Origin of the sequence: Thiocystis violascens DSM 198, assembly GCF_000227745.2 — a bacterium.
GTDB lineage: Bacteria > Pseudomonadota > Gammaproteobacteria > Chromatiales > Chromatiaceae > Chromatium > Chromatium violascens.
Window position 1 is genome coordinate 3043186 of the sequence record NC_018012.1, and the last position, 22095, is coordinate 3065280.

Consider the following 22095-nt stretch of genomic DNA (forward strand, 5'->3'; position numbering starts at 1 on the left):
ATTCGCGTCTGTCCCTGGGGTTCGGACGTCCAATCAACTCAGCCTGTGCCGATTCACGTATTCGACGCTCGCCCCAAAGCGGCCGTGGCGAATGCGGGTGAGTCCGGCGTAATCGACCCGCAACCGATACCAGCGCTCCGCCTCGGCGCGCAGGAGGTAGCCGAGGATGGCGCGCGTGACGCCAGCGTGGCAGACGATCAGCTGATGGCGTCCCGGATAGACCGTCACCTGACGTTCATAGACGCCAGCGATACGGGCGAGCAGATGATCGAGCGGTTCGGCGCCGGGCGGGCGGCAGCCGACCGGATCGCGCTGGAAAGCCTCGTAGGCCGCCGGATCGGCGGCGGCGATCTCCGCATGCGAACGGCCCTCCCAGGCGCCCATCCCGACCTCGATGAAACCGGGCTCGATCACCAGCGGCAACCCATGACGCCCCGCCAGTTCGGCGGCGAAAAGACGGCAGCGAGTCATCGGCGAGCTAAGGATCCGATCCCAGGGCGCGGCATCGCCGAGCGCCTGGCGCATCTGGGTCCAACCGAGCGGGGAGAGCGGATCGTCCGTGCCATTGCCGCGGTAACGCCGCCCGCCGGTCGGCTCGCCGTGACGGATCAGATCCACCAGTGTGTCCCGCATGATTGCGCCCCATTCGGTGCTTCTGTTCGGTCGCCATCGCGGCATGATCGACAGCGCGCGACGAGAAGCGACTGTCATGGTCGTCGCTCCCCGCGCCAAATAATGAGTCGGACGCCCATGGCGAAAGCATGATTAAGACGTTACAGTTTTATGCCGCGTCTGACCAGGCGCGGTTGGCGAATGCTGGCGCTAGGTTCACGCAATGCACAGTATGCTCGCGGTTTCGCCAATTCCAACGCACTCGGCAAGTATCAACCTGATCGGGACAACGCGATGAACGCCAAGATTTACGAGGGGATCCACCGTCAGGAACAGGGCGGGATGACGCCGACCGCCAATATCATCCGGGATGCCTGGGTGTTCGGGATCATCCCGGAAGACGAAACCTGCGAGGGCTGGACCGTCCAGGGCATCGAGTCGCTTTACGACAAGGTGAGCGATGCCTGGATGCCCTATGGCCACCTGGCCTCCAATCTACCGCCGGAGCTGCGCGAGCGACATGCGCGGATCTATGCGGAGGCAGTGGAGCGCGCGCGCATGGCCGGCTGGGATCCGGAGCTTGACGAGAACGATTAAACCGCGTCCTTGCGTGATCCGCGTCGATGCGACCACGCTTGGTTCCGTCGGCGTCGATCATGGGTTGGGGGAGGTTGTTATTGGGGGCGGGCGTGAAATCCAGAGCCTCGGCGCGTGAAGCCGTTCGTGGTTCGAGGGCCTCACCACGAACGGCTTCAGGACACCACGAGCAGCTTCAAGACACCACGAGCAACTTCTGGGACATCACTGCTCATACAGTGACGTTCAAACCGAGAATTGCTGGGCGAGACGCGGTTGAGCGACCCATCCGCCGCGACCCGGAGGCCGATACCATGTCGCGCTATTTTGTCCGCGAGACCTTTTTCCGCCCCGAGACCGAATTCGCGCGCGAGACGAGCGCCATTTCGGCCGGACTCCATAACCGCCTGCGACTGCTGCTGGGACGGACTCGCCCTGGAGGCAGTCTCTTCGTCCCTATCCGTTCCATGCAATATCTGGCGGTGGTCGAGCATGATGAGATCGTGTTCGTCGATGCGCTGGGCGGCTACGCGCATCAGGATGGCGAGGGCGGACGCCTGATTCGGCTGGCCTGGCGACCGGCGCCGGGACGGGAATCGCTCAGCGCGCCGGTTCCTTGCGACATCATCTACTACGTCAGCGGTGCGCAAGTAGCGCAAAAGAGGCTGATGACCGAACTGGGACCGGCACTCCAGCGGATGCTGGAACGCCAGTCCGCCGAGAGCGCGGCTTGGGAAGGCCGTGTTCTTCCCTTTCGTAACCCGCGTCAGCAATCCTCGCGTTAACGCAGGAGCCCGCTTGCGGGCGATTTGGCCGTCGGTTTCAGCGATTTGGGAAATAATTGCTGGACGGTTTCTTGAGTTGACGCTCGCAGGACAGCGTTCACTCGACACCTCGCCTGCCGCACCAGACGCGGTTTACCCGCCAAACAGATCCTTGATCGCCTGCACCGTGGTCTGGCGTCCCAACTCGCCGATGGCGGTGGTCAGGGGGATGGCCTTCGGGCAGACCCGCACGCAGTTCTGTGCGTTCCCGCAGTCGCTGATTCCGCCATCGCCCATGATGGCGTGCAGCCGCTCGGCCTGGTCGTAGCGGCCGGTGGGGTGGGCGTTCATCAGACGCACCTGCGCCAGCGGGGCAGGCCCGATGAAGTCCGAGTGAGGGCCGAATTGAGGACAGGCCGACATGCAGCAGCCGCAGCTCATGCAGCGGCTGTAGAAATAATTGGCGGACCATTCGCCCGGCGAGATGCGCGGCGCGCCCTCATGCGTATCCCAGGCGCCGTCGATCTCGATCCAGGCCCGAACCTTGCGCAATCCCTCGTCGATCCGCGAGCGGTCCACGAGCAGATCCCGCACCACCGGAAACTTGGGCAACGGTTCCAGCACGATGGGTTGCCTCAGGCTGTCGATCAGCGCCGAGCAGGACGGACGCGGCACGCCGTTGATGAGCATGGCGCAGGAGCCGCAGACCTCTTCCATGCAGTTGCGATCCCAGACGACCGGGGCGACCCGCTGGCCGTCCGCGGTGACCGGGTTGTTCCGCACCACCATCAGGGCCGAGATGACATTGTGATCCGGCGCATAGGGGATCGCGAATTCCTGCCAGTAGGATGGGCTGCCAGGGGCGTCCTGACGGCGAATCCTGAAGCGAATTGACGTTGTCTTCGCGGGCAATCCCTTCATCGGTAATCCCGCGGCTCGGTGGGCGGACAGATGCTCAGGTCAATCTCCTCGTCGTGGATCCGTGGACCCTCGGCGCTGAATTCAGCGATGGTGGTCTTGAGCCACTGGTCGTTGTTGGCCCGCCAGCGGGCGCGGTAGTCCTCGAACTCGGGATCGCCGGCGAACTTGCCCTCGGGCAGCGGGATCTTGAACGCGGGCTTGTGGTGCGCGCCCCGGCATTCGTCGCGCTCCAGCGCGCTCTTGGCGACGACCATCGCGAGCCGGATCATGTCCTGAAGCTGGCGGGCGAAGACCAGGGTCTGATTGGCCCAGACGCTCGAATCACCGAGCGCGACCGAAGCGGCTCGCCGCTCCAGATCGCGCAATTCGTCCAGCGCCGTCGCAAGCTCGGAATTGACGCGCACCACGCCGACCCTGGCGGTCATGAGCGCGCCCAGTTCCTGGTGGAGCCGGTAGGGGTTCTCGGAACCATCCGAACGCATCAGGGTTTGATTGAGCCGCTGCTGACGGTCGATGTCGGAAGCGACCCCGGCTTGATCCAGTGACATCCGATGATGGTCGAGTCCCCTGAGATAACTCACCACCGACTCGCCGGCGACCCGTCCCGAAAAGCTCGCGGACAGGAGCGAATTGGCACCGAGCCGATTGGCGCCGTGATAAGCGTAATCGCATTCGCCGCAGGCATAGAGTCCGGGGATGTTGGTGGCTTGGTTGCGGGGACTGTCCGGGCGCATCCCGCCAAACTCGTCGCGCTCGAAATCGACCCAGAGTCCGCCCATCGGGTAATGCGCGGCGGGAAAGATTTCCATCGGCTCGGCGAGCGGATCGGTTCCGGCGAATTTGCGGTAGATGTCCAGGATGGCGCCGAGCCGATTGGAGACGAAGGCCCGGTCCAGATGGGTCAGGTCCAGATAGACCCGGTCGGTGCCCTGGATGCCTAGCCCCATCTCTCGGGTGACGTGCCAGATCGCGCGCGAGGCCTCGTCGCGGGACACCGTGTTGCCATAGGCCGGGAAGAACTCTTCCAGGAAATAGAAACGCGCGGTTTCGGGGATCGCGTTCGGCGCGCGCGCGTCACGGGGATTGCGCGGCGTCCAGATGCGCCCGCCCTCGCCGCGGGCGGCCTCGCTCATCAGACGGTTTTTGTCGCGCCCGATCATGGCCGTCGGGTGGAACTGGAAGAACTCGGCATTGGCGAACCAGGCACCCTGTCGATAACAGCGGCTGGCGGCGGCCCCGGTGCAATGGCTCGACGTGGTCGTTTTGGGGGCGTAGATCTGGCCGAAACCGCCGGTGGCGATCACCACCGCATCCGCCGGGAAGGCACGGACTTCCAGACTCTTGAGGTCCATCGCAAGGATGCCGCGACAGACGCCGTCGGTGTCTTTGAGCAGGGACAGAAATTCCCACCACTCAAACTTGCTGACCTGGCCCCGCGCTTCCAGCCGGCGCACCTGCTGATCGACGCCATAGAGCAATTGCTGACCGCTGCTGGCGCCGGCGAAACAGGTGCGCTTATTCTTGACGCCGCCGAAGAGGCGTTGATCGAGCAGCCCCTCGGGGGTGCGCGAGAAGGTCACGCCCATGCGCTCGAAGGTGCGGATCAGCCCCGGCGCGGCCTCGCACATGCTCTTGACAGGCGGCTGATTGGCGAGATATTCGCCGCCCTTGAGCGTATCGACGATGTGCTGGTGGATGGAATCGCGCTGGCCCTTGGTGTCCAGAACCGCGTTGATGCCGCCCTGGGCGCACACCGAATGGCTGCGCTTGACCTCGAACAGCGAGAACACCTGAACCGGAAAGCCCGCGTCGGCGATGCGCAGGGTCGCCCAGAGTCCGGCCAGCCCGCCGCCGATGACGATCGCCTTGGGTGTGGTCTTCATGGCAGAAACCCGATCAGTCCATGGACTCCGATGGCCGCGAGCAGCAGACCGAGGCCAGCGCAGACAAAGCCGAACCGCCGCTGGGCGCGGGCCGAGGTCGTCAGACCCCAGACGATGCCCATGGCCGAGAGTCCGTTGGCCAGATGAAAGACCGAGAGCAGCAGCCCGGCCAGATAGATCCCGAACATCCAGGGTTGCGAGAGCAGATGCTGCATGTGTCCGAACAGATCCTCCCGAACCGAGACGCGCCAGAGGCCCTCGATGCGCGTCATGCCGACATGGAGCAGCAGAAAGATCAGGATGCCGATCCCGGAGATCCGTTGCAGCCAGTAGAGCCAATTTCTGAGATAGCGATAGCGGATCGGTTCGGCGCGCATCTGGTTGACGACGATCAGTCCATAGCCGGCGTGGAACAGCAGCGGCAGGGCAATAAGGACAATCTCCAGGGCCGGCAGATAGTTCATCCCCTGCAAAAAGGCGACGACCTCGCCGTTATAGTGCTCCGCCCCGAAACGGGATTGGGAGTTTTCCCACAGATGAAAGATCAGGAAGGCGCCGACCGGCAACAGGCCCAGCAGCGAATGCAGTCGTCGTAGCAGAAAGCGCGGATCGGCGGCGAATTGGCGCATGGCGGGATCGTCCGTGGCGGCGGAAGTTCAGCATAAGCTAATGGACCGGGCGGTTCAGTGATCGTGCGCAATTCGGTTGGCGAAATTCCGTGCCGGCGGTCGCGGGTCGCGGAGCGTGCGCGGTGAGGAAGCGGAGTTAGGTCAATGCGGCGAGGCGTTATTGGTCTCGTTCTCGGTGATGAACCCCTCGTCAAGCAGCGTCTGTGTGCCTCCGGGATACGCTGGAAAACCAAAGACGTCGAAGGGTAAAAAAAATCCATGCGGTTGGCGGGAGTCGAAAACGTGGCTGATCGACGATAATCATCCCTGGCATTCGGCCTCAAGGGCTGTCGTCCAAACCCCTTGAGCACAAGCGATCAACGGTTCGAGGAGAAGCGACATGCTCCTCCACGAGTGACGGGAATGCCGATACGTCCAGCGGACGGGATGTTCGCTACCCTCGCCAGACATGATTCTTCGTCGGCTGGGTATCGCCGGAAACCGATTCAGATTAACGCCCAATGAACTCATCGGCGAATTTATGAAATATTCGGACTATCTTTACAAAGATAATAGATTTCAGCCCGGCACGTGTCCGCAGTTTTGTCTGAAGTCTAAAGAGACGTGGCCGAACGTTCGTTGTGAACGAGATCAATGGTCGAACCGCATGCTATTCAGGTAATTGTCAGTGCCATCGAGCCGTAACGAGATCCTTTCGAGCGATGAGTTGGAGTTTATCCGGCAACTCGAAGCCGCCGATTCCGGGCAAGCACCCGAGGATGAGGTAGGTGGCTGGCTGCGTATCTCCGAGGATGCTGCCGGTCTTCTGGGCGGGTTTTCGGAAAGCCCTCTGATCGAACTCCAGGCCGGCTGGCAGGGGCACCGCTTGCGTTTCCCGCTAAAGCCGAGAACCCGCTCGGACAATGGAGAACTGACCCTCGAAATCGGCGTGCCCGAGGTGCTGGAGGGCGGCGCTCGCTCGCGCAGTTGGCGGGTGCCGCCGGGGACCGACGAGATGCAGCTCCAGGACAAGAGCGGGAGACTCGAACAACCGCGGGTGGTCAATCTCTCCTATACCGGGATGGCGATCGAGCAACGGGCGGATCGGCTTCCGGATCTGAATCAGCCGTTACGCGATCTCCGGCTGGTTCTGCCTGGACAGGGCGAGTATCTGCGTCTGCTTGGCTACGTGGTGCGGCAGACGCGGCTGGACGATCGTCGCATCCAGTTGGGAATCCGTTTCGAGCCACTCTCGGAGGAGAACCGGGATCGGTTGGGTCGCTATATTCTGCGGCGTCACAAAGAACTGCAAGCGGAGAAGCCTGTGTCGGGGCTGGTACCGGATCGGTAGGCAAGTTCCACCCAGCGCCAGCAGCGGTCAATCGCTCTCGTCTTCGGCGTCCGGATCCGCGCGGTGCTCTCCCATGATTTCCTCGGCCAGACTGGCAAACGCCGCAGGCTCGATGTCGAAAATGTCCCCGTAGGATTCCTCGGCCCAGAGTTCAATGAAGGACGGGAAGCAGACCAGCACGACCTGACTCTCGATCTCCGCGTATTCCAGCAGACGGCGCGGCAGGAGCAGCCGGTTACTGGCATCGAGGCGCAGTTCGGTGGCGCCGCGATAGAAATAGCGGGCAAACTGGCGGTTCTTTTGCACGAACGGATTGAGTCGATTGACGCGCGCGCTGACGCGCTGCCATTCCGCGTAGGGATAGAGGCTAAGATTGCGCTCGAATCCACGATTGATGACGAAATGCTGGGCAGTCTCCGGCGACAGTTGCCGCAGGAGTCCGGCAGGCAGAACCAGACGCCCCTTGGCGTCTAGTTTGCCGTCGAATTCGCCGAGCAGATGATTCATGTAAACCGCTTCCAGATTGACATGCGTTCTTTTCAGCGAACTGATCTTTCCATGATGGACGGCGACCGGCGCAATGCAGTTTAGTTTAGCGCATGGGCAAAGCAAGTGGCGATCAGCACCCGGAGCGCCTCTTCCTGGCGCTCGATCTCCGCGACCAGGGCGAATTGGATGCGTGCCTTGCGCAGATTCTGGCCCGGTTCATCGATCCGAAAATAACGGTCGCCTTCCAGATGGTCGGTCAGGAAGCGCAGACCCAGTTCAAAGGGCATCAGACGGATCGCGTCATAGAGCAGATCGATATCGGCCTGGGCGAGAACGCCGCGGGTTTCATTGGCGTAGCCAGCGAGGATGCCCGCGCAAAGCGTCATATCGAACCGCACTCCGGCGGGATCCCGCGTTCCCTCGCCGCCGCGGTTGCAGCAGGAGCGCAGACAGTCGCCCAGATCATGTTGGATCAGACCCGGCTGGACGGTATCGAGATCGATCAGTGCCAGCGCATGCCCGCCGTCGCGCGCAAACAGGATGTTGTCGAGCTTGGGATCGCCGTGCGTGACCCTGAGCGGGATCGCCCCGGACGCTTGCGCCGCCTCCAGCACGTCCGCCAGCCCCCGCCGTTCAAGGACAAAATCGAGACAGTCGCGAATCGCCTGTCCTTCTTGCCTCGCCTCCTGCCCGGCGACGGCCAAAAAACGCGTCAGATACTCCGGGGTGGCATGGAAGCCCGGCAGGGAAAGCGCGAGCCGCTCGCTGTGCAGCGATGCGGCCAGGCGATGGAAACGCCCGAGCACGGCGCCGACCTCGCGTGCCTGGGCGTCATGCTCGATGCGCGTCAGGGTCACGGCATTCGGGATGAATTCCATCAACCGCCAGATGGCGCCATCCGCGTCGCGGAGAAAATCCCCCCCCTCGCGGGTCGCGATCAGGGACGGCAGGCGCAGCCCCGTATCGGCCCGTTCGGCCAGATGCGCGCCGAGGACGCGCAGGTTGGCCATGATCCGCTCGGGGGCGGGAAAGACCGCGCCGTTGATGCGCTGGAGCACGTAACGCTGGCCGCCCGCGTCCAGACTGAAGGTGTCGTTGATCAGCCCCCGCCCCAGCGGCTCGATGGCGCCGAGCGGATGGGCGATGGCGAACCGGGCGGCGATCTCGTGGCAGTGGGGCGGTTGCTGGCGCATGCGGCTAAACGACTGGCCGAGCGGGGTGATTGGCAAGGATCGATTGATGATCAAGGCAATTTCCGGCCCATGCGAATTGACCGGAAGGTCTCTCGCGAGCGCTCGCCACTGACCTCCGGTCGGCAACACGGACAGTTAGGTCTTTCACGGAAATCACTTTAAGCCCCGTCGGTCATGCGATGCCATTCCGGAACCAGCGCCCCAAAAGCCGCGAGCATGTCGACGGCGTTGGCGGTCTCGGCGGCGCGCTGGAGCGACGCAAGTTCCTGGCCGATCTCCGCGCGGTTCAGTTCGGTGCCGCGCCGCGCCACCCGGATCTTGGGGTGTCGCGTTGCAACGAGTTCTTCGGAGGCATAAAACAGCTCCTCGTAGAGCTTTTCGCCCGGACGCAGACCGACATAGTCGATGGCAATCCCCTCGCCCGGTTCATGTCCGGACAGGCGAATCATCTGCTCGGCAAGATAGCGGATCTTAATGGGCTCGCCCATGTCGAGGACAAAGATTTCTCCGCCGTCGCCGATCGTGGCGGCCTGCATGATGAGCTGACAGGCCTCGGGAATGGTCATGAAAAACCGCTCGATGTCCGGATGGGTGACGGTGACCGGGCCGCCGCGCGCGATCTGACGCTGAAACAGGGGCACCACGCTGCCCGCCGATCCCAGCACATTGCCGAAACGCACGGTGATGAAGCGGCACGCGGACTGGCCGTCCAACATCTGACAGATCGATTCGGCGATGCGCTTGGTCGCGCCCATCACATTCGACGGATTCACCGCCTTGTCGGTGGAGATCAGGACGAAGCGCTCGCAGCCGCTGGCCGCCGCCGCCTCGGCGACGATGCGCGTGCCAATGACATTGTTGCGGACCGCCGCGCGGAGCTGGTTTTCAAGCAGTGGGACATGCTTGTAGGCGGCGGCGTGAAAGACGATTCCAGGACGTTCGTCCCGAAACAGCGCCGCGACCGCGCGCGCGTCGGCGACATCCAGCAGATGGCGCGAAAAACGCAGTGTCGGATAGGTCTCCAGCAACTCCATCTCGATGCGGTAGAGATTGAATTCGCTGTGATCGATGAGGATCAAGCGGGCCGGTCCGGCGCCGGCAATCTGGCGGACCAGTTCGGAGCCGATGGATCCGCCGGCCCCGGTGATCAGGATATCGCGACCCGCGAGCCCGTCGTGGATCGCGCTCCAGTCGAGTTGGATCGGTTCGCGTCCGAGCAGATCCTCGATCGACACCGGCCGCAATTGACTGAGATTGACCTGACCCGACATCAGGCTGCGCAGTTCGGGGACGGTTCGGAATGCCACGCCGGCGTGTTCGCAAAGCTCGACCAGCCGTCGCATCTCGCGCGCCGTCGCGCTCGGAATGGCCAGCATCAGGAGGTCGATCCCCAGGCGCTCGACGAGTTCGGGGATGGACTCGGTCGGTCCCAGCACGGGGACGCCATGGACCTCGGCGCCCTGGCGGCGCAGCTTGTCGTCGACGAAGCCGAGCGGAAAATAGGCGCGATGCGGATCGCGGAGCATGTCGCGGGCGAGCATCTCGCCGGCGCGTCCGGCCCCGACGATCAGCACCCGCTGGCCGGACGACAGATTGAGTCGATGATCCTTGAGCCAGCGATAGATCAAGCGTGGCCCCGCCAAGAGCAGGAGTTGCAGCCCGAGATAGAGCACCGGGACCGAGCGCGGGACCAGGGCCGAGCGGTTGACGATGAACAGCAGGACGACGATCGCCGCGGTTCCGGCGAGTACCGCCTTGGTGATCCGCACCAGGTCCGGGACGGACGCAAAGCGCCAGACGCCGCGATACAGACCGAAGAGCCAATAGATCGTGCCCTGGATCAGGATGACCCAGGGCAGCGACTGCAGCGCGCTGGCGACGAAATCCGGCGGAATCCGATCAAGATTGAAGCGCAGCCAATAGGCCAGCAGCCAGCTTGCCGGGATGGTCAGCAGATCATGGGCAAAGGCTGCGGTACGTGACCGCAACCGGTCGATCATCGGATTCATGGGCGATTCGGTGTCGACCTTGGGTTGTGCTGCGTCGAGTCACTGGAACGGTGCGAAGTCACAGCGCTTGCACTGAGTGGAGTCGAAGTGCGTTCGATCAGGGCGATTTTGATGTGAATCAAGACATAGATCGCCGCCCAGGCCGCGAGCAGCAGCCATTGCTCGTGCGTGGCGAGTCGTGGCGATGCCACCGCGCAGGCGGCGGCGGCCGCCATCAGGACATAGGCGCGCAGCAACGTCTTGCGATGCCCCCAGCCGGCAAGCACCAGTCGCTGATAGTGATGGGAGCGGTGCGGCTCCCAGATCCGTTCGCGCCGGATCAGTCTGGTCAGCAGCGTCCAGGTGGCATCGACGATGAAGGGCGAGAAGGCAAGCCAGGCGGTCCAGATTGGGAAGAGACCGAGTTGGACGCCCCAGAGCGAGAGTCCCGCGGCCAGGATGCCGAGGCTTGAGGAGCCCGCGTCGCCAAGAAAGATGCGAGCCGGTGGGTAGTTCCCGCTCAGAAACCCCGCGGCTGCCGCGACGATACAGGTGGCGACGAGACCGAACAGCGGCTCGCCGCCCGACCAGCCCAGAATTGCCAGTGCCGCGAAACCGAAGACCGCCATGCCGCTGGCGAAACCATCCATGCCGTCCATGAAGTTATAGAGATTGATCATCCAGACGCTGTAGAGGATGGTCAAACCCCCTCCCACGAGGGTCGGCAGGGCCAGCGCGACGCCAGGCAGATCGAGCACCGACCACTGAAAACCGCCAACGATCAACAGGAGCGCGGACAGGAAGTGGGCGAACAACCGCATCCAGGGCGAGACGTCGCCAAGGTCATCGAAAAAGGAGACGGTGGCCACGAGCGCCAGAGCCCCGAACAGCCAGACGAACTCCGGCGCGGACACGCCCAGTCCCGCCAGGATGAGCAGCGGACCGAGCAAACCCGACAAGACCGCGAGACCGCCAGTACGAGGCACCGGGGTCCGATGGAGCGAGCGGGCATTCGGAACATCCATCGGCCCTCTGCCAGCCGTCGCGTTTGCAATCAGCCAACGCGTAGCGAGCAGACTCAAGAACAGGGACGCGACCGGCAATGCCGCGAGAATCGGCGATTCAGGGTTCATCAATCTGTCCTGCGCGAACCGCCCAGGACGACTCGCCCTGACCGACTTGTCCTAAGAAACTATCCACTTACAATTTCCCGATTTTGCCCGACAGAATGATTTCCGGAAAAGATTTCCCGATTTTCCGTTCGTCCTGAGTCCTTCGGCTTCGCTCAGGACAGGCTTGCCGAAGGGTCGAGGATGATCGGAAAATCGCGCTCCGATGTTGACCTTGAATCCGTTCATGGTTCGACCCTTCGACGGGCTCAGGACTCACCACGAACGGATTCAAGGTCGCCAAGCACAGAGTACAGTTCAAATCGGGAAACAGTTAATGGACAGTTTCTAAGTGGCTCTGACCAGCGCGCGTTCCACTTGATCGCGCCGCTCGCGGCCCCGTAGCAACTCGATCAAGCGCAGCGCGAAATCCATGGCGGTGCCCGGCCCGCGACTCGTCACGATCAGCCCGTCCACCACCACGGGGCGGTCGACGAAATTCACCCGCGGATACTCGGCCGCGTTCACCGATCCAGGATAGCTGGTCGCCGTTTTCTCATCGAGCAGCCCGGCGCGCGCCAGAACCTGGGGCGCGGCGCAGATCGCGGCCGCATACCGTCCGGCGGACCGCTGACGCCGCAGCATGGCAAGCAATCGTTGATCGGCTTCCAGATGCTTGGCTCCAGGCAGTCCGCCAGGCAGCACGATCATCTCGAAATCCTCGTCCAGTACGGCGTCCAGCGCGGTATCGGCCAGCAACACCGTGCCTCGGCTCGCGGTGACGGGGCCGTCATGCAGACTGGCGGTGACCACGTCGATCTCGGCTCGACGCAAGAGATCGACGATGGTCACGGCTTCCAACTCTTCGCAACCTTGCGCGAGGGGAACGAGTACCCTGGGCATGATCTTTCTCCGGCAAAGGTTTATTTGCTGGCTGGGCGGCCAAGAATATTCAATCCCTTGAGCACATTGAGCGCCTCGGCCAATTGATAGTCCTCGGCGATCAGCGGCGCGTTGGCGGCATTTTCTTTCGAGTCGGGCTTCGGCGTTTCCTGACCGAGATGGCGCACCAGATCCGCTTCTTTCAGCGCGCTCATGTCCTGATCGGTCAGCGGTTTGAATTCGCCGCGTTCGAGCGTGATGTCCGGGGTGATGCCCTGGGCCTGAATCGAGCGCCCCGACGGGGTGTAATAACGCGCGGTCGTCAATTTGAGCGCGGTGGCGTCATCGATCGGAACGATCGTTTGGACCGAACCCTTGCCGAAGGTTTGGGTGCCCATGACGATGGCGCGCTTGTGATCCTGCAAGGCGCCGGCGACGATCTCGGAGGCCGATGCGCTGCCGCCGTTGACGAGCACGACGATCGGGGCGCCCGCCAGGACATCGTCGGGGCCGGCCTTGAACTGCAATTTGCTGTCCTTGACCCGTCCTTGCGTGTAGACGATCAGGCCGCCAGTCAAAAAGGCATCGCTGACACCCACCGCGCCGTTCAGGACTCCGCCGGGATTGTTCCGCAGATCCAGCACCAGGCCCTTTAACGCGCCGCCGCTCGCGAGCTTCAGTTCCTCGATGGCCTTGAGCATGTCATCGGTCGTCGGCCCCTGGAAATTCGAGAGCCGGACATACCCATAGCCTGGCTCCAGGATGCGGCTTTTGACGCTCTCGACCTGGATGACCGCGCGTTCGATGGTCAACTCGAAAGGTTTTTGATCGGTGCCGCGCATCACCGTGAGCTGGATTTTGGTTCCCGGCTCGCCGCGCATCATTTTGACCGCGTCGTTCAGACTCAAGCCTTTCACGGGCTTGTCGTCGATCCGGATGATCATGTCGCCCGACTGTACGCCAGCGCGCTGGGCCGGCGTGTCGTCAATGGGGGCAATCACCTTGACGAAGCCGTCCTCCATGCCGACCTCGATGCCCAGGCCGCCGAATTCTCCGCTGGTGCCGACCTTCAGGTCGCGATATTCCTCTGTGTCAAGGTAGGCGGAGTGGGGGTCGAGTCCGGCCAGCATGCCGCGGATCGCATTTTCGATCAGGGATTTGTCCTGAGCCTCTTCGACATAGTCCTCTTTGATCCGTCCGAAGACATCGGCAAATGTCCGCAATTCATCGAGCGGGAGGCTTTGCGCCTGGTCTTTAACCGGAGCGGCGACGGGCGCCTCGGCATGGGCAATCCCGTCTTGACGGGCCGCCACACAGACAAGGAACCCAATGCTAAACAGCAATGCAAACCGAGGGCGCATCATGGTGATGATTCAATCAATAGTTGGTTTGAGACTGCGTGCCGTTCGTCGGGACAGGCACACTTCGTTGGAATCGCCGGAGAATTGGGAAACCGCGTCGGTGGGCGACGCTTGCTGGCACGATCCAGTCCAGCGCATCCAGGCACAAAACGGCGCATGTTAATCTGGACGCGGTTTCGATGCGACAACCTTAGCATCGCATGTTTGTTCGCGCTTCACAAAGCGGGGGAGCGCTGAATCTCGCCTTCGATAGCGATCGCGCGCGCCGCCGCCATGCCTCCCTGCCGACCCGATCCGCCGCACCAGGCGACGGGATCCTGCGGCTGTCCGTTATGTCGAATCGCGAAATAGAGTACCGGCTTGTCGCGTCCTCCGCTGTTCCCGCTGAGGGCAATCTCCTCGCCGGTCGCGACCCACTCGCCAAGCTCTCGCAGCAGGGTTTGGTTATGGCCGTACAGCGTCATGAAGCCGTCGCCATGATCGATCACCAGGAGCATCCCAAAGCCGCGCAGCCAATCGGCATAGACGATTCGCCCGTCGTTCACCGCCCGCACCTCCTCGCCCTCCCGTGCCGCCAGCAACACGCCATCCCAACGCAACTCCGAGTCTTCCTTGGGCGCCCCGAAACTCGCCAGGATGCGACCCTCCAGGATTGGCCAGGCGAGTTCGCCCTTGCGCTCTCGAAACGGTGCTCGATGAATGCCTAGTTCAGCCCGAATTTGCGCCCGTTGGCGCAGGTGTTCAACCAGCAGTCGGAGCGATTCGGCGTCTTTTCGCAGAGTTTGCAGATTTTCCGCCCGGTTTGCGATGGTTTCCTCCAACTGCGCCAAAACGAGGGCGCGTTGTTGCTTTGCCTGCTCCAACCGCTGACGCGTCGCTTCCTGGCTCCTGGCCAGTTCGGCCAGCCGTTCGGCTTCCTGTTCGGCGTCGCGCGCCAGGTCGGCGAGACGTTCCGCGCGTTGCCGAACCGAGAGGATGCGCCTCACCCGCTCTCGATTGAAATAGGCGAAATACGACAGGACGCGACTTGCCTGGGTCGGATCTTCCTGATTGAGGAGCAGGCGCAAGCGATCCGCGCGCCCCATCACATAGGCGGTGCGCACCAGTTCGATCAGCAGATCCTGCTCCTTCCGCAAGGCTTGGCGCTCCTCCGCCTGACGTGCCCTGAGCGCCGTGGCAACGCGAGTTTGTTCCCTCACTAGGCGTTCGAGTTCGCGGTTGGCCAAACTGAGTTCGGCAACATTGCGCTCGCGCGCTTCCAGTTCGTCGATGAGCGCGAGCCGATCGGCCTTGCGCCCGATCAATTCCGCGCCGATCGCCGCGGCCCGTTCCTCGATGTCGAGTAACTCCTGGCTGCGTCTTTCGAGCGAGGGCTCGCGTTCGTCCTCGGCTTGCGCGAGGGAGAGTCCAGCCAGCAGGAGGCACGCGACGCAGAACGATCGGCGACCCTGGAGCCGTCGGGGAAAGCAGGCGGACGCCGTGCGGGCGGATACTTCGCGGACGCGATCGTCGCGGTGGTGCCAGGCATTTAACATCGGAGAGACCAGGATCATCAGAACCCGAACGGTCGCGAACCAGGTGTCGATGGCGCGAACGCTTCGCAGTCGGCAAGAAAAGAGTTTATTATTGTATGGTGATAAATTAATCAGATGCGATGCAATGGCGACTAACCTGAGCCATCCTCCCAGACCGATCTTGAACCTGCCGGAAAACGACCGGGAGGAGATGGATCTCTTCGCGGATGACGACGATATCGAACGTGCTTCCCGTTCGCTGAAAGCAATGTCTCATCCGCTGCGACTGAAGATCCTGTGCACGCTTGGCGATCGGGAGATCAGCGTCCAGGAAATCGTCGACCATGTCGGAACGTCCCAAAGCAATATCTCCCAGCATCTGGCCATTCTCCGCGACAAGGGCATCCTCGCCTCCCGCAAGGATGCCAATCGCGTCTACTACCGGGTCAGCGACGGACGCACGCTGCGTCTGATCGGGATGATGCGCGAGGTTTTCTGCCACCACGTCCGCTAACGCCCGGCCGATCCCGAGATGACGCGCGCACGCGCGATCCTTATACTTCAAAACTTGCCTCAAGCCGATGACAGGGTGTGCGCGTACGCGAGATGCGTTCACGGATGCCGGTCAATCGCGCGACTCATTCGTCGCTTGCCTAAAGTGGCGCTACAACCCTACATGAGACAGCAGACCGATGCCGTTATTAGACCAACTCGCCGAGTTCGTAGTGAATCACTGGTACCTGTTTTTGGCGTTGGCCGTGATTCTCGGGCTACTGACCCACAATATTCTGGTTGGCAGCAAAGGCAGCGTCGATCCCATGGAGGCCACAGAGATGATGAATCATCGGGATGCCGCGGTCATCGACGTGCGGCCGGCGGCGGATTATGCCAAGGGACATATCATCAACGCCCTGAATATACCGATGAATGGGTTTAAAAATCAGATGGCAACCCTGGCAAAGTATAAAGGAAAACCAATCATCGTCAGCTGTCGATCCGGATCGCAATCGTCCATGGCCTGCACCCAGCTCCGCAAGGAAGGTTTCGAGGAAGTGTACAATCTTCGAGGCGGTCTCATGGCCTGGGAGTCCGCAAGCCTGCCGCTGACCCGCAAAAAACGCTGAATTTGGATTCGGTGTCGGCATCCGTTACCTTTGTTCCCACTCTCATCAGGAATCCAGCATGGCCGAACACGAGCAGCAACCGACAGAACGTCAATTCTCCGTTCAGCGCGTTTATGCGAAGGATGTGTCCTTCGAGGCGCCGAATGCGCCAGAGATTTTTCGGGGAGAATGGAAGCCGAAACACGATCTCAACCTCACGACCAAAATCAATCATCTCGACGAGCATCTTTACGAAGTGGTCCTCTCGGTGACGGTGTCCGCCATGGTGGGAGAGAAGACGGCCTTCATTGTCGAAGTCCAACAGGCCGGCATCTTTAGCCTCAATGGCTTTTCGGAGGCGGAGCTTGGCCCCATGCTGGGCGCCTATTGTCCGACGCTGCTCTTTCCTTATGCCCGCGAAGTGGTTTCCGACCTTGTCGTCAAGGGCAGTTTCCCGCAGCTCGTCCTTCAGCACGTCAATTTCGATGCGCTCTTTGCCCAACATCAACAGCAGGCACTGGAGCAGTCCCAAGCCGGCGGCGTCACGCCGAGCCAACATTGAGCCAAGCATCCTCCGCAACCGTTGCGCTGTTCGGCTCGGGTTCCTGGGGTACCGCGCTCGGAATACTGCTGTGTCGAAATGGCCATCACGTGAGATTGTGGGGGCATGAGGCGGCGCAAATCGAGGCACTGCGCAGGAATGGCGAGAACAGCCAGTTTCTTCCAGGCTTTCCCTTGCCGCCGGAGCTGATGCCGACCGACTCCATGGACGAGGCGCTCGATGGGGCGACCGATTGTTTGATCGCGGTTCCGAGTCATGCCTTCCGACCTGTGGCCAACGCCTTGTCCGAGAGACTCCCCGAGCGTATCGGGGTTGCCTGGGCGACAAAAGGTCTTGATCCGGCGACCGGTCAACTCCTGCATGCAGCCGCTCAGGAGGAACTGGGGGCGCGGCAATTTGCCGTGGTTTCCGGCCCCAGTTTTGCCCTGGAAGTCGCTCGGGGGCTGCCGACCGCCGTCACAGTCGCGTCCAGCCAGGCGGTCTTTGCGGAACGGATTGCGCGTCTCCTGCATTGCGAACGTTTCCGCGCCTATACCAGCGAGGATATGGTGGGCGTCGAGGTCTGTGGCGCCGCGAAGAATGTGCTCGCGATCGCGACCGGCATCGCGGATGGCCTGGGATTCGGCGCCAATACCCGCGCCGCTCTGATCACTCGTGGGCTGGCTGAACTCATTCGCATCGGTACCGCGCTGGGCGGACGCGCCGAGACCTTTACCGGGCTTGCCGGCGTCGGCGATCTGGTGCTGACCTGCACGGACAATCAGTCGCGTAACCGTCGCATGGGTCTGGCCCTCGCGCGCGGGCTGAGCGTCACGGAGGCGCTGGCTGACATTGGCCAGGAGGTCGAGGGGGTGGTGACGGCGTTATCGATTCACGCCATGTCCGAGAAGCTCGGCGTTGAGATGCCCATCAGCGAGCAGGTTTACCGCGTTCTCTACGAGCAGGTTTCGCCGGATCAGGCCACGCGCGCATTGCTGGAGCGCGAGCCCAGACCGGAGATCGGTTGACTGACGTAAAAGCTGATTCGTACTCAGTGGGTTGGCGCACTATCGCGCACCCGCGAAATTGTGTTGACGCCAAGCCTCGAACAGAACGACGGCAACCGCATTCGATAGATTCATGCTGCGGTTACCGGGATACATCGGGATATGGATGCGCTGCTCGCTTGGTAAAGCCTCAAGTATGGTGTCTGGAAGTCCGCGTGTTTCGGGGCCGAAGAGCATCACATCGCCAGCCTGATACCGGGGGCACGTATAAGAAACGTCGCCCTTGGTGCTGACGCCGAACACGCGCGGTCGGGAGAGACTATCAAGGCAGTCGTCCAGCGATGCGTGGACATGAACATCCGCCCATTCGCGGTAATCGAGTCCCGCCCGTCGCAGCAAACGATCATCCAGGGAGAATCCGAGCGGTTGAATCAAATTCAAACGTGCTCCCGCGTTGACGCTCAGGCGCATGACGTTGCCTGTATTGGGTGGAATCTCGGGTTCGTAGAGAATGACATCAAACACGTGACTGATCCGAGGGGTAAACCTAGAAGTTTTGTCGGATTGACTTCTGTTCAATCGCGCATGCTATATTACAGCTTCGGTATCTACTGAATTATATTTCCATAACAGACCCACAACCGATGGGGGACACATCCATGAGCGACATCGCCGCGCTGAAATCAGAAAAACAGGAACTGATCGATAAGATGCTTGAAATGCAGAAGCAGTTTATCGATTACGAACACAAACACGGTGTGTCCGGAAAGGATTACTGGGCTTCCACTGAAGGGTTGCTGGCGGACTATCGCCAGGAATATCTCGACATGGCCAATCGTGTCGTGGATATTGCTCACGAAATCGTTGGCTCAGTACGCTAAGCTGCATTCATCATGCCAGATATGGTCGCAAGTGTTCGACCGGGTTTGGCATGAACGTGAAAACCCCGGTGTGGACTCGGTCTAAGTGACCGAGAGACAGATCTCCACGGGTAAGGCGATCTTGAAATCGCCATAAAACCCGCGCCATCGCGCGGGTTTTTTATGTCCTCAGATGCTCAAGGTATTTTGGAGTGCCCTTCATCTCGAGTTCTACCGCAGATGCGGTGACGACGAAAGGCAAGGCCGCGCCCTCGAAGCGCAGTTCGCAGCGGATGTAACCTCGGCTGGCGAGCGGGATGGGAATCATGTCTCGATATGTGTAAATGTTTTCGTCAAGATCTCCGCCAGCGCAAACCAAGGGGCCGATCGGAAGTGGCGACGACAGAACCGCGTCATCCATGCGCAAGACTCCAGCCTGCCACCAGCGGGTTCTCTCGGTCGATCCAGTCAAGGTTTTGATCAGAGAGGCGCGTGCGATCCGCATGCGAAGACATCCTTGATCCAGGTCGATCGAGGAAATCTCGGCGCCTTTGAGTTCAATGCTGGTGCTGTCCAAATCGATCTCCCGATCCACATGTCGAACGAATAAATGTAGTGTTTTCGCAAAGGACTCTCGCGATACCTGAAGCCGTTTAACTGTCTTCGTTGGCGGGCGGATCTCCAGAGTCGATGCTTAACTCCTTGATTTTTCTTGTCAAGGTGTTTCGCCCCCAGCCGAGAAGGCGGGCGGCTTCCTGACGTCGGCCGCCGGTATGTTCCAGGGCCGATTGAATCATAATCCTCTCGAAGGCCGGTAATGCCTTATCAAGTAGCGCTTCCTGCCCCTGATTCAACTTCTGGCGAGACCAGCGGCGCAGAACCAGTTCCCAGGAGTCATCGTTCGATGGCTCCACGAAGGTGGCATTCAACTCGGGCGGCAGGTCTTCGGCCTGAATGTGTTTGCTCGACGCCATGACGGTCAGCCAGCGCGCCGCGTTTTCCAGTTGTCGCACATTGCCCGGCCAATCGAGTCGTTTCAGGTGATCGATCGCACCCTGTAACAGGCTCTTGGGTTCGCAGCTTAATTCCAAGGCGGCTTGGGCCAGGAAGTGACGCATCAGTAACGGAATATCCTCGCGTCGATCCCGCAGGGCTGGCAAGTGGATGCGAATGACATTGAGACGGTGGAAGAGATCCTCTCGGAAGCGGCCTTGGCGAACAAGCTCTTCCAGATTCTGATGAGTGGCGGCAATGATGCGGACATCGACCCGGATTGGCGCCATGCCACCAACCCGATAGAACTCGCCATCGGCCAGGACGCGCAACAGGCGGGTCTGCATTTCGGCGGGCATGTCGCCGATTTCATCCAGGAACAGCGTGCCGCCATCGGCTTGCTCGAAGCGTCCCTCGCGTCGTGCCTGTGCCCCGGTAAAGGAGCCGCGCTCATGGCCGAACAACTCGGATTCCAGGAGGTCGCGCGGAATGGCCGCCATGTTCAGCGCGATGAACGGCCGATCGCTTCTTGGGCTGTGCCGGTGCAAGGCGCGCGCGACCAGTTCCTTGCCGGTTCCGGATTCGCCATTGATGAGAACGGTGATGTTGGATCTTGCAAGACGGCCAATGGCGCGAAAGACTTCCTGCATGGCGGGAGCCTCGCCGATGATATCCGGTGCCTTGGCTTCCGCGACCTCTTCGGTGCGTTCATCGCGCCCGCGGCGGCAGGCGCGACTGATCTGGGAGACGGCTTCGTCAAGGTCGAAAGGCTTGGGAAGATATTCGAACGCACCGCTGTGAAACGCCGAGACCGCGCTGTCCAGATCGGAATGCGCGGTCATGATAATGACGGGTAGCCCCGGATAGCGGGCCGTCACCTGACGGAGCAGGTCAAGGCCATCGATACCCGGCATGCGGATATCGGTGAGGATGACATCGGGCTGTTCCCGTTGCAGCGCCTCGATGATCCCCACTCCGTTCGAGAAACAGGTCACATGCATCTCCGCCTTGCGGAGTGCGCGATCAAGCACCCAGCGAATCGATCGGTCATCATCGATGACCCATACCTTGGGTTCTCTAGTCATGGTCTGACTCCAGCGGCAGATAAACGATAAACGCCGTGTCGCCTGGACGACTATTGCACTCGATCAGTCCACCGTGCTGACTGACCAGTTCCTGGGCGATGGGCAGCCCAAGTCCACTGCCTCCGGGATAACCGGAGACCATGGGAAAAAAAATCTGATTGCGAATTTCGTCAGGGATGCCAGGGCCGTCATCACGTATCTGAGCCAATAGAATCAGTCGATGGCGGCGGTTTCCGATCGTGAATTGTCTTAATACCCGGGTTTTGAGTTCAACATGGCCATGGACACCAGCGGCCGCGGCGGCATTGCGGGCAAGATTCAGAAACGCCTGGATCAGACGATCCTGATCGGCCATAAAGTCTGGAATACTGGGATCGTAATCGCGTTGAATGTCGGGACCGAGCGGCGATTCCGCGAGGATCAGCCCACGGACATGTTCAAGCACGTCGTGAATGTTGACCATTGCGCGACGCGGCATCCGATTCGGGCCGAGCATCCGGTTCATCAGGGCCTGCAAGCGATCGGCTTCGTCGATAATGATTCGCGTATATTCACGCAATCCGGGATCGGGGAGTTCCCGTTCCAGTAACTGCGCCGCGCCTCGTAGACCGCCAAGTGGATTCTTGATTTCATGCGCCAAGCCTCTGATCAGTGTCTGAGTGGCCTGATGCTGCGACAGCAGATGCTCCTCGCGTGTAATGCGTAATTGACGGTCGACCTGATTCAGTTCCACCAGCACCTCGTCTTCCGCGTCAAAATGGAACAGGGGCAGAACGGTGCAGTTCACTGTTTTGGTGCGATCGGCAACCGTGATATTGATCTCGTGTTCCGTAAATGGATGACGCGAGGAAAGCGCGGAGGCCAAACGTTGCTCGACATTGCTGTCGGGGCAGGGAAGCAGATGCGCCGCATGCTGACCAACCAAGTGCCTCGAACTCACCTCGAACAGGATTTCGGCCGCCGGATTGAGATACGTCAGGCACAACTGTTTGTCGAATAACATGACCGCGGTATTCAGATGGTCAAGAATCATCCGTTCGAGAGTCGTTTTGCCCAAGTGTCGAATTGTCATTGGATGGATCCGTGTGGCTGTCTGCTTCGCCTCCGACCGGAACCAAGGCTGAAAGCACCGATGGTCCGGATCTTCGGTCATGTTTAGGGTTTCGATACCGGAATCCAACGGAGTGGGCCATTCGGGCGCAATGATGGTGCTCCATTGTAAAAAGCAGAATTCATACCAATTTCGAGATCCGGA

23 protein-coding genes are annotated in these 22095 nt (G+C 61.2%); 8 read left to right on the forward strand and 15 right to left on the reverse strand.

Annotation, left to right across the window (positions count from 1 at the left end; translation table 11 throughout):
* Positions 1–33: 33 nt before the first annotated feature.
* Positions 34–633 carry a histidine phosphatase family protein gene (locus tag THIVI_RS13480; RefSeq protein WP_041446998.1) on the reverse strand — a complete coding sequence of 200 codons (600 nt, stop codon included), beginning with the start codon at positions 631–633 and terminating at the stop codon, positions 34–36.
* A gap of 273 nt (positions 634–906) precedes the next feature.
* Between THIVI_RS13480 and THIVI_RS13485 the strand changes: the two genes are divergently transcribed.
* Both THIVI_RS13485 and THIVI_RS13490 read left to right on the forward strand, forming a co-directional pair.
* Positions 907–1209: a hypothetical protein gene (locus THIVI_RS13485; protein ID WP_041447597.1), complete on the forward strand. Its 303-nt coding sequence runs from the start codon at positions 907–909 to the stop codon at positions 1207–1209.
* Positions 1210–1502: 293 nt separating this feature from the next.
* On the forward strand, positions 1503–1973 hold the full coding sequence (locus THIVI_RS13490) for a hypothetical protein (protein ID WP_014779127.1): 471 nt from the start codon (positions 1503–1505) through the stop codon (positions 1971–1973).
* 132 nt (positions 1974–2105) lie between these two features.
* Here THIVI_RS13490 and sdhB read toward each other — a convergent pair whose 3' ends face one another.
* The 3 genes from sdhB to THIVI_RS13505 are packed head-to-tail and all read right to left on the reverse strand — an operon-like array spanning position 2106 to position 5385.
* Entirely contained in the window at positions 2106–2873 is a 768-nt protein-coding gene (sdhB, locus tag THIVI_RS13495) for a succinate dehydrogenase iron-sulfur subunit (RefSeq protein ID WP_014779128.1), read from the reverse strand.
* Positions 2870–4756 carry a succinate dehydrogenase (quinone) flavoprotein subunit gene (gene sdhA / locus THIVI_RS13500; RefSeq protein ID WP_014779129.1) on the reverse strand — a complete coding sequence of 629 codons (1887 nt, stop codon included), beginning with the start codon at positions 4754–4756 and terminating at the stop codon, positions 2870–2872. Before sdhA ends, sdhB begins: the two co-directional genes overlap by 4 nt.
* The gene (locus THIVI_RS13505; RefSeq protein ID WP_014779130.1) at positions 4753–5385 is read right to left on the reverse strand and encodes a succinate dehydrogenase/fumarate reductase transmembrane subunit; all 633 of its coding nucleotides are present in this window, start codon (positions 5383–5385) and stop codon (positions 4753–4755) included. Before THIVI_RS13505 ends, sdhA begins: the two co-directional genes overlap by 4 nt.
* Positions 5386–6052: 667 nt before the next feature.
* On the opposite strand from THIVI_RS13505, the gene THIVI_RS13510 reads away from it, so the two are divergent.
* Positions 6053–6715, forward strand: coding sequence for a PilZ domain-containing protein (locus tag THIVI_RS13510; RefSeq protein ID WP_014779131.1), 663 nt, complete (start codon positions 6053–6055; stop codon positions 6713–6715).
* 27 nt (positions 6716–6742) lie between these two features.
* On the opposite strand, the gene THIVI_RS13515 is transcribed toward THIVI_RS13510, so the two are convergent.
* The 7 genes from THIVI_RS13515 to THIVI_RS13545 all read right to left on the reverse strand — a co-directional run bounded on the left by THIVI_RS13515 (position 6743) and on the right by THIVI_RS13545 (position 15290).
* Positions 6743–7222: a division/cell wall cluster transcriptional repressor MraZ gene (locus THIVI_RS13515; protein WP_014779132.1), complete on the reverse strand. Its 480-nt coding sequence runs from the start codon at positions 7220–7222 to the stop codon at positions 6743–6745.
* An 80-nt stretch (positions 7223–7302) separates the two neighbouring features.
* A complete protein-coding gene (locus THIVI_RS13520; protein WP_014779133.1) occupies positions 7303–8451 on the reverse strand; it encodes a phosphotransferase enzyme family protein in 1149 nt (382 codons plus the stop codon).
* Positions 8452–8555: 104 nt separating this feature from the next.
* Complete coding sequence (locus tag THIVI_RS13525) at positions 8556–10406, reverse strand: polysaccharide biosynthesis protein (RefSeq protein ID WP_014779134.1); 1851 nt, start codon at positions 10404–10406, stop codon at positions 8556–8558.
* A complete protein-coding gene (locus THIVI_RS13530) occupies positions 10403–11518 on the reverse strand; it encodes an MraY family glycosyltransferase (RefSeq protein ID WP_014779135.1) in 1116 nt (371 codons plus the stop codon). Before THIVI_RS13530 ends, THIVI_RS13525 begins: the two co-directional genes overlap by 4 nt.
* Positions 11519–11842: 324 nt before the next feature.
* On the reverse strand, positions 11843–12397 hold the full coding sequence (locus THIVI_RS13535) for a DJ-1 family glyoxalase III (RefSeq protein WP_014779136.1): 555 nt from the start codon (positions 12395–12397) through the stop codon (positions 11843–11845).
* Between the two features lie 20 nt (positions 12398–12417).
* Complete coding sequence (locus THIVI_RS13540; protein WP_014779137.1) at positions 12418–13740, reverse strand: S41 family peptidase; 1323 nt, start codon at positions 13738–13740, stop codon at positions 12418–12420.
* A 212-nt stretch (positions 13741–13952) separates the two neighbouring features.
* Positions 13953–15290, reverse strand: coding sequence for a murein hydrolase activator EnvC family protein (locus tag THIVI_RS13545; RefSeq protein ID WP_014779138.1), 1338 nt, complete (start codon positions 15288–15290; stop codon positions 13953–13955).
* A 106-nt stretch (positions 15291–15396) separates the two neighbouring features.
* Here THIVI_RS13545 and THIVI_RS13550 point away from each other — a divergent pair, with 106 nt between their 5' ends.
* The 4 genes from THIVI_RS13550 (at position 15397) to THIVI_RS13565 (ending at position 17923) form a co-directional block, all read left to right on the forward strand.
* On the forward strand, positions 15397–15765 hold the full coding sequence (locus tag THIVI_RS13550) for an ArsR/SmtB family transcription factor (protein ID WP_014779139.1): 369 nt from the start codon (positions 15397–15399) through the stop codon (positions 15763–15765).
* Between the two features lie 178 nt (positions 15766–15943).
* Complete coding sequence (locus THIVI_RS13555) at positions 15944–16375, forward strand: rhodanese-like domain-containing protein (RefSeq protein ID WP_014779140.1); 432 nt, start codon at positions 15944–15946, stop codon at positions 16373–16375.
* A gap of 58 nt (positions 16376–16433) precedes the next feature.
* Positions 16434–16916, forward strand: coding sequence for a protein-export chaperone SecB (gene secB, locus THIVI_RS13560; RefSeq protein WP_014779141.1), 483 nt, complete (start codon positions 16434–16436; stop codon positions 16914–16916).
* Positions 16913–17923 (forward strand): NAD(P)H-dependent glycerol-3-phosphate dehydrogenase, encoded by a 1011-nt coding sequence (locus THIVI_RS13565; RefSeq protein ID WP_014779142.1) that lies wholly within the window; start codon positions 16913–16915, stop codon positions 17921–17923. The genes secB and THIVI_RS13565 overlap by 4 nt, the downstream gene beginning before the upstream one ends.
* 39 nt (positions 17924–17962) lie before the next feature.
* Here the strand turns inward: THIVI_RS13565 and THIVI_RS13570 are convergent, their stop codons facing one another.
* Entirely contained in the window at positions 17963–18427 is a 465-nt protein-coding gene (locus THIVI_RS13570) for a tRNA (cytidine(34)-2'-O)-methyltransferase (RefSeq protein WP_014779143.1), read from the reverse strand.
* A 134-nt stretch (positions 18428–18561) separates the two neighbouring features.
* Between THIVI_RS13570 and THIVI_RS13575 the strand changes: the two genes are divergently transcribed.
* Positions 18562–18783 carry a hypothetical protein gene (locus THIVI_RS13575; RefSeq protein WP_014779144.1) on the forward strand — a complete coding sequence of 74 codons (222 nt, stop codon included), beginning with the start codon at positions 18562–18564 and terminating at the stop codon, positions 18781–18783.
* A 160-nt stretch (positions 18784–18943) separates the two neighbouring features.
* Here THIVI_RS13575 and THIVI_RS13580 read toward each other — a convergent pair whose 3' ends face one another.
* The 3 genes from THIVI_RS13580 to glnL form a co-directional block, all read right to left on the reverse strand.
* On the reverse strand, positions 18944–19339 hold the full coding sequence (locus tag THIVI_RS13580) for a hypothetical protein (protein ID WP_014779145.1): 396 nt from the start codon (positions 19337–19339) through the stop codon (positions 18944–18946).
* A gap of 76 nt (positions 19340–19415) precedes the next feature.
* Positions 19416–20840, reverse strand: a complete 1425-nt coding sequence (gene ntrC, locus THIVI_RS13585; protein ID WP_014779146.1) for a nitrogen regulation protein NR(I) — start codon at positions 20838–20840, stop codon at positions 19416–19418.
* A complete protein-coding gene (gene glnL, locus THIVI_RS13590) occupies positions 20833–21912 on the reverse strand; it encodes a nitrogen regulation protein NR(II) (RefSeq protein WP_014779147.1) in 1080 nt (359 codons plus the stop codon). The genes ntrC and glnL overlap by 8 nt, the downstream gene beginning before the upstream one ends.
* Positions 21913–22095 lie beyond the last annotated feature (183 nt).

What these genes read in the sequence shown, in the direction of transcription:
- THIVI_RS13480 (WP_041446998.1), bottom strand. Translation starts at nt 633, where the DNA reads ATGCGGGACACACTGGTGGATCTGATCCGTCACGGCGAGCCGACCGGC.
- THIVI_RS13485 (WP_041447597.1), top strand. Translation starts at nt 907, where the DNA reads ATGAACGCCAAGATTTACGAGGGGATCCACCGTCAGGAACAGGGCGGG.
- THIVI_RS13490 (WP_014779127.1), top strand. Translation starts at nt 1,503, where the DNA reads ATGTCGCGCTATTTTGTCCGCGAGACCTTTTTCCGCCCCGAGACCGAA.
- sdhB (WP_014779128.1), bottom strand. Translation starts at nt 2,873, where the DNA reads ATGAAGGGATTGCCCGCGAAGACAACGTCAATTCGCTTCAGGATTCGC.
- sdhA (WP_014779129.1), bottom strand. Translation starts at nt 4,756, where the DNA reads ATGAAGACCACACCCAAGGCGATCGTCATCGGCGGCGGGCTGGCCGGA.
- THIVI_RS13505 (WP_014779130.1), bottom strand. Translation starts at nt 5,385, where the DNA reads ATGCGCCAATTCGCCGCCGATCCGCGCTTTCTGCTACGACGACTGCAT.
- THIVI_RS13515 (WP_014779132.1), bottom strand. Translation starts at nt 7,222, where the DNA reads ATGAATCATCTGCTCGGCGAATTCGACGGCAAACTAGACGCCAAGGGG.
- THIVI_RS13525 (WP_014779134.1), bottom strand. Translation starts at nt 10,406, where the DNA reads ATGAATCCGATGATCGACCGGTTGCGGTCACGTACCGCAGCCTTTGCC.
- THIVI_RS13530 (WP_014779135.1), bottom strand. Translation starts at nt 11,518, where the DNA reads ATGAACCCTGAATCGCCGATTCTCGCGGCATTGCCGGTCGCGTCCCTG.
- THIVI_RS13535 (WP_014779136.1), bottom strand. Translation starts at nt 12,397, where the DNA reads ATGCCCAGGGTACTCGTTCCCCTCGCGCAAGGTTGCGAAGAGTTGGAA.
- THIVI_RS13540 (WP_014779137.1), bottom strand. Translation starts at nt 13,740, where the DNA reads ATGATGCGCCCTCGGTTTGCATTGCTGTTTAGCATTGGGTTCCTTGTC.
- THIVI_RS13545 (WP_014779138.1), bottom strand. Translation starts at nt 15,290, where the DNA reads ATGATCCTGGTCTCTCCGATGTTAAATGCCTGGCACCACCGCGACGAT.
- THIVI_RS13550 (WP_014779139.1), top strand. Translation starts at nt 15,397, where the DNA reads ATGGCGACTAACCTGAGCCATCCTCCCAGACCGATCTTGAACCTGCCG.
- THIVI_RS13555 (WP_014779140.1), top strand. Translation starts at nt 15,944, where the DNA reads ATGCCGTTATTAGACCAACTCGCCGAGTTCGTAGTGAATCACTGGTAC.
- secB (WP_014779141.1), top strand. Translation starts at nt 16,434, where the DNA reads ATGGCCGAACACGAGCAGCAACCGACAGAACGTCAATTCTCCGTTCAG.
- THIVI_RS13575 (WP_014779144.1), top strand. Translation starts at nt 18,562, where the DNA reads ATGAGCGACATCGCCGCGCTGAAATCAGAAAAACAGGAACTGATCGAT.
- ntrC (WP_014779146.1), bottom strand. Translation starts at nt 20,840, where the DNA reads ATGACTAGAGAACCCAAGGTATGGGTCATCGATGATGACCGATCGATT.
- glnL (WP_014779147.1), bottom strand. Translation starts at nt 21,912, where the DNA reads ATGACAATTCGACACTTGGGCAAAACGACTCTCGAACGGATGATTCTT.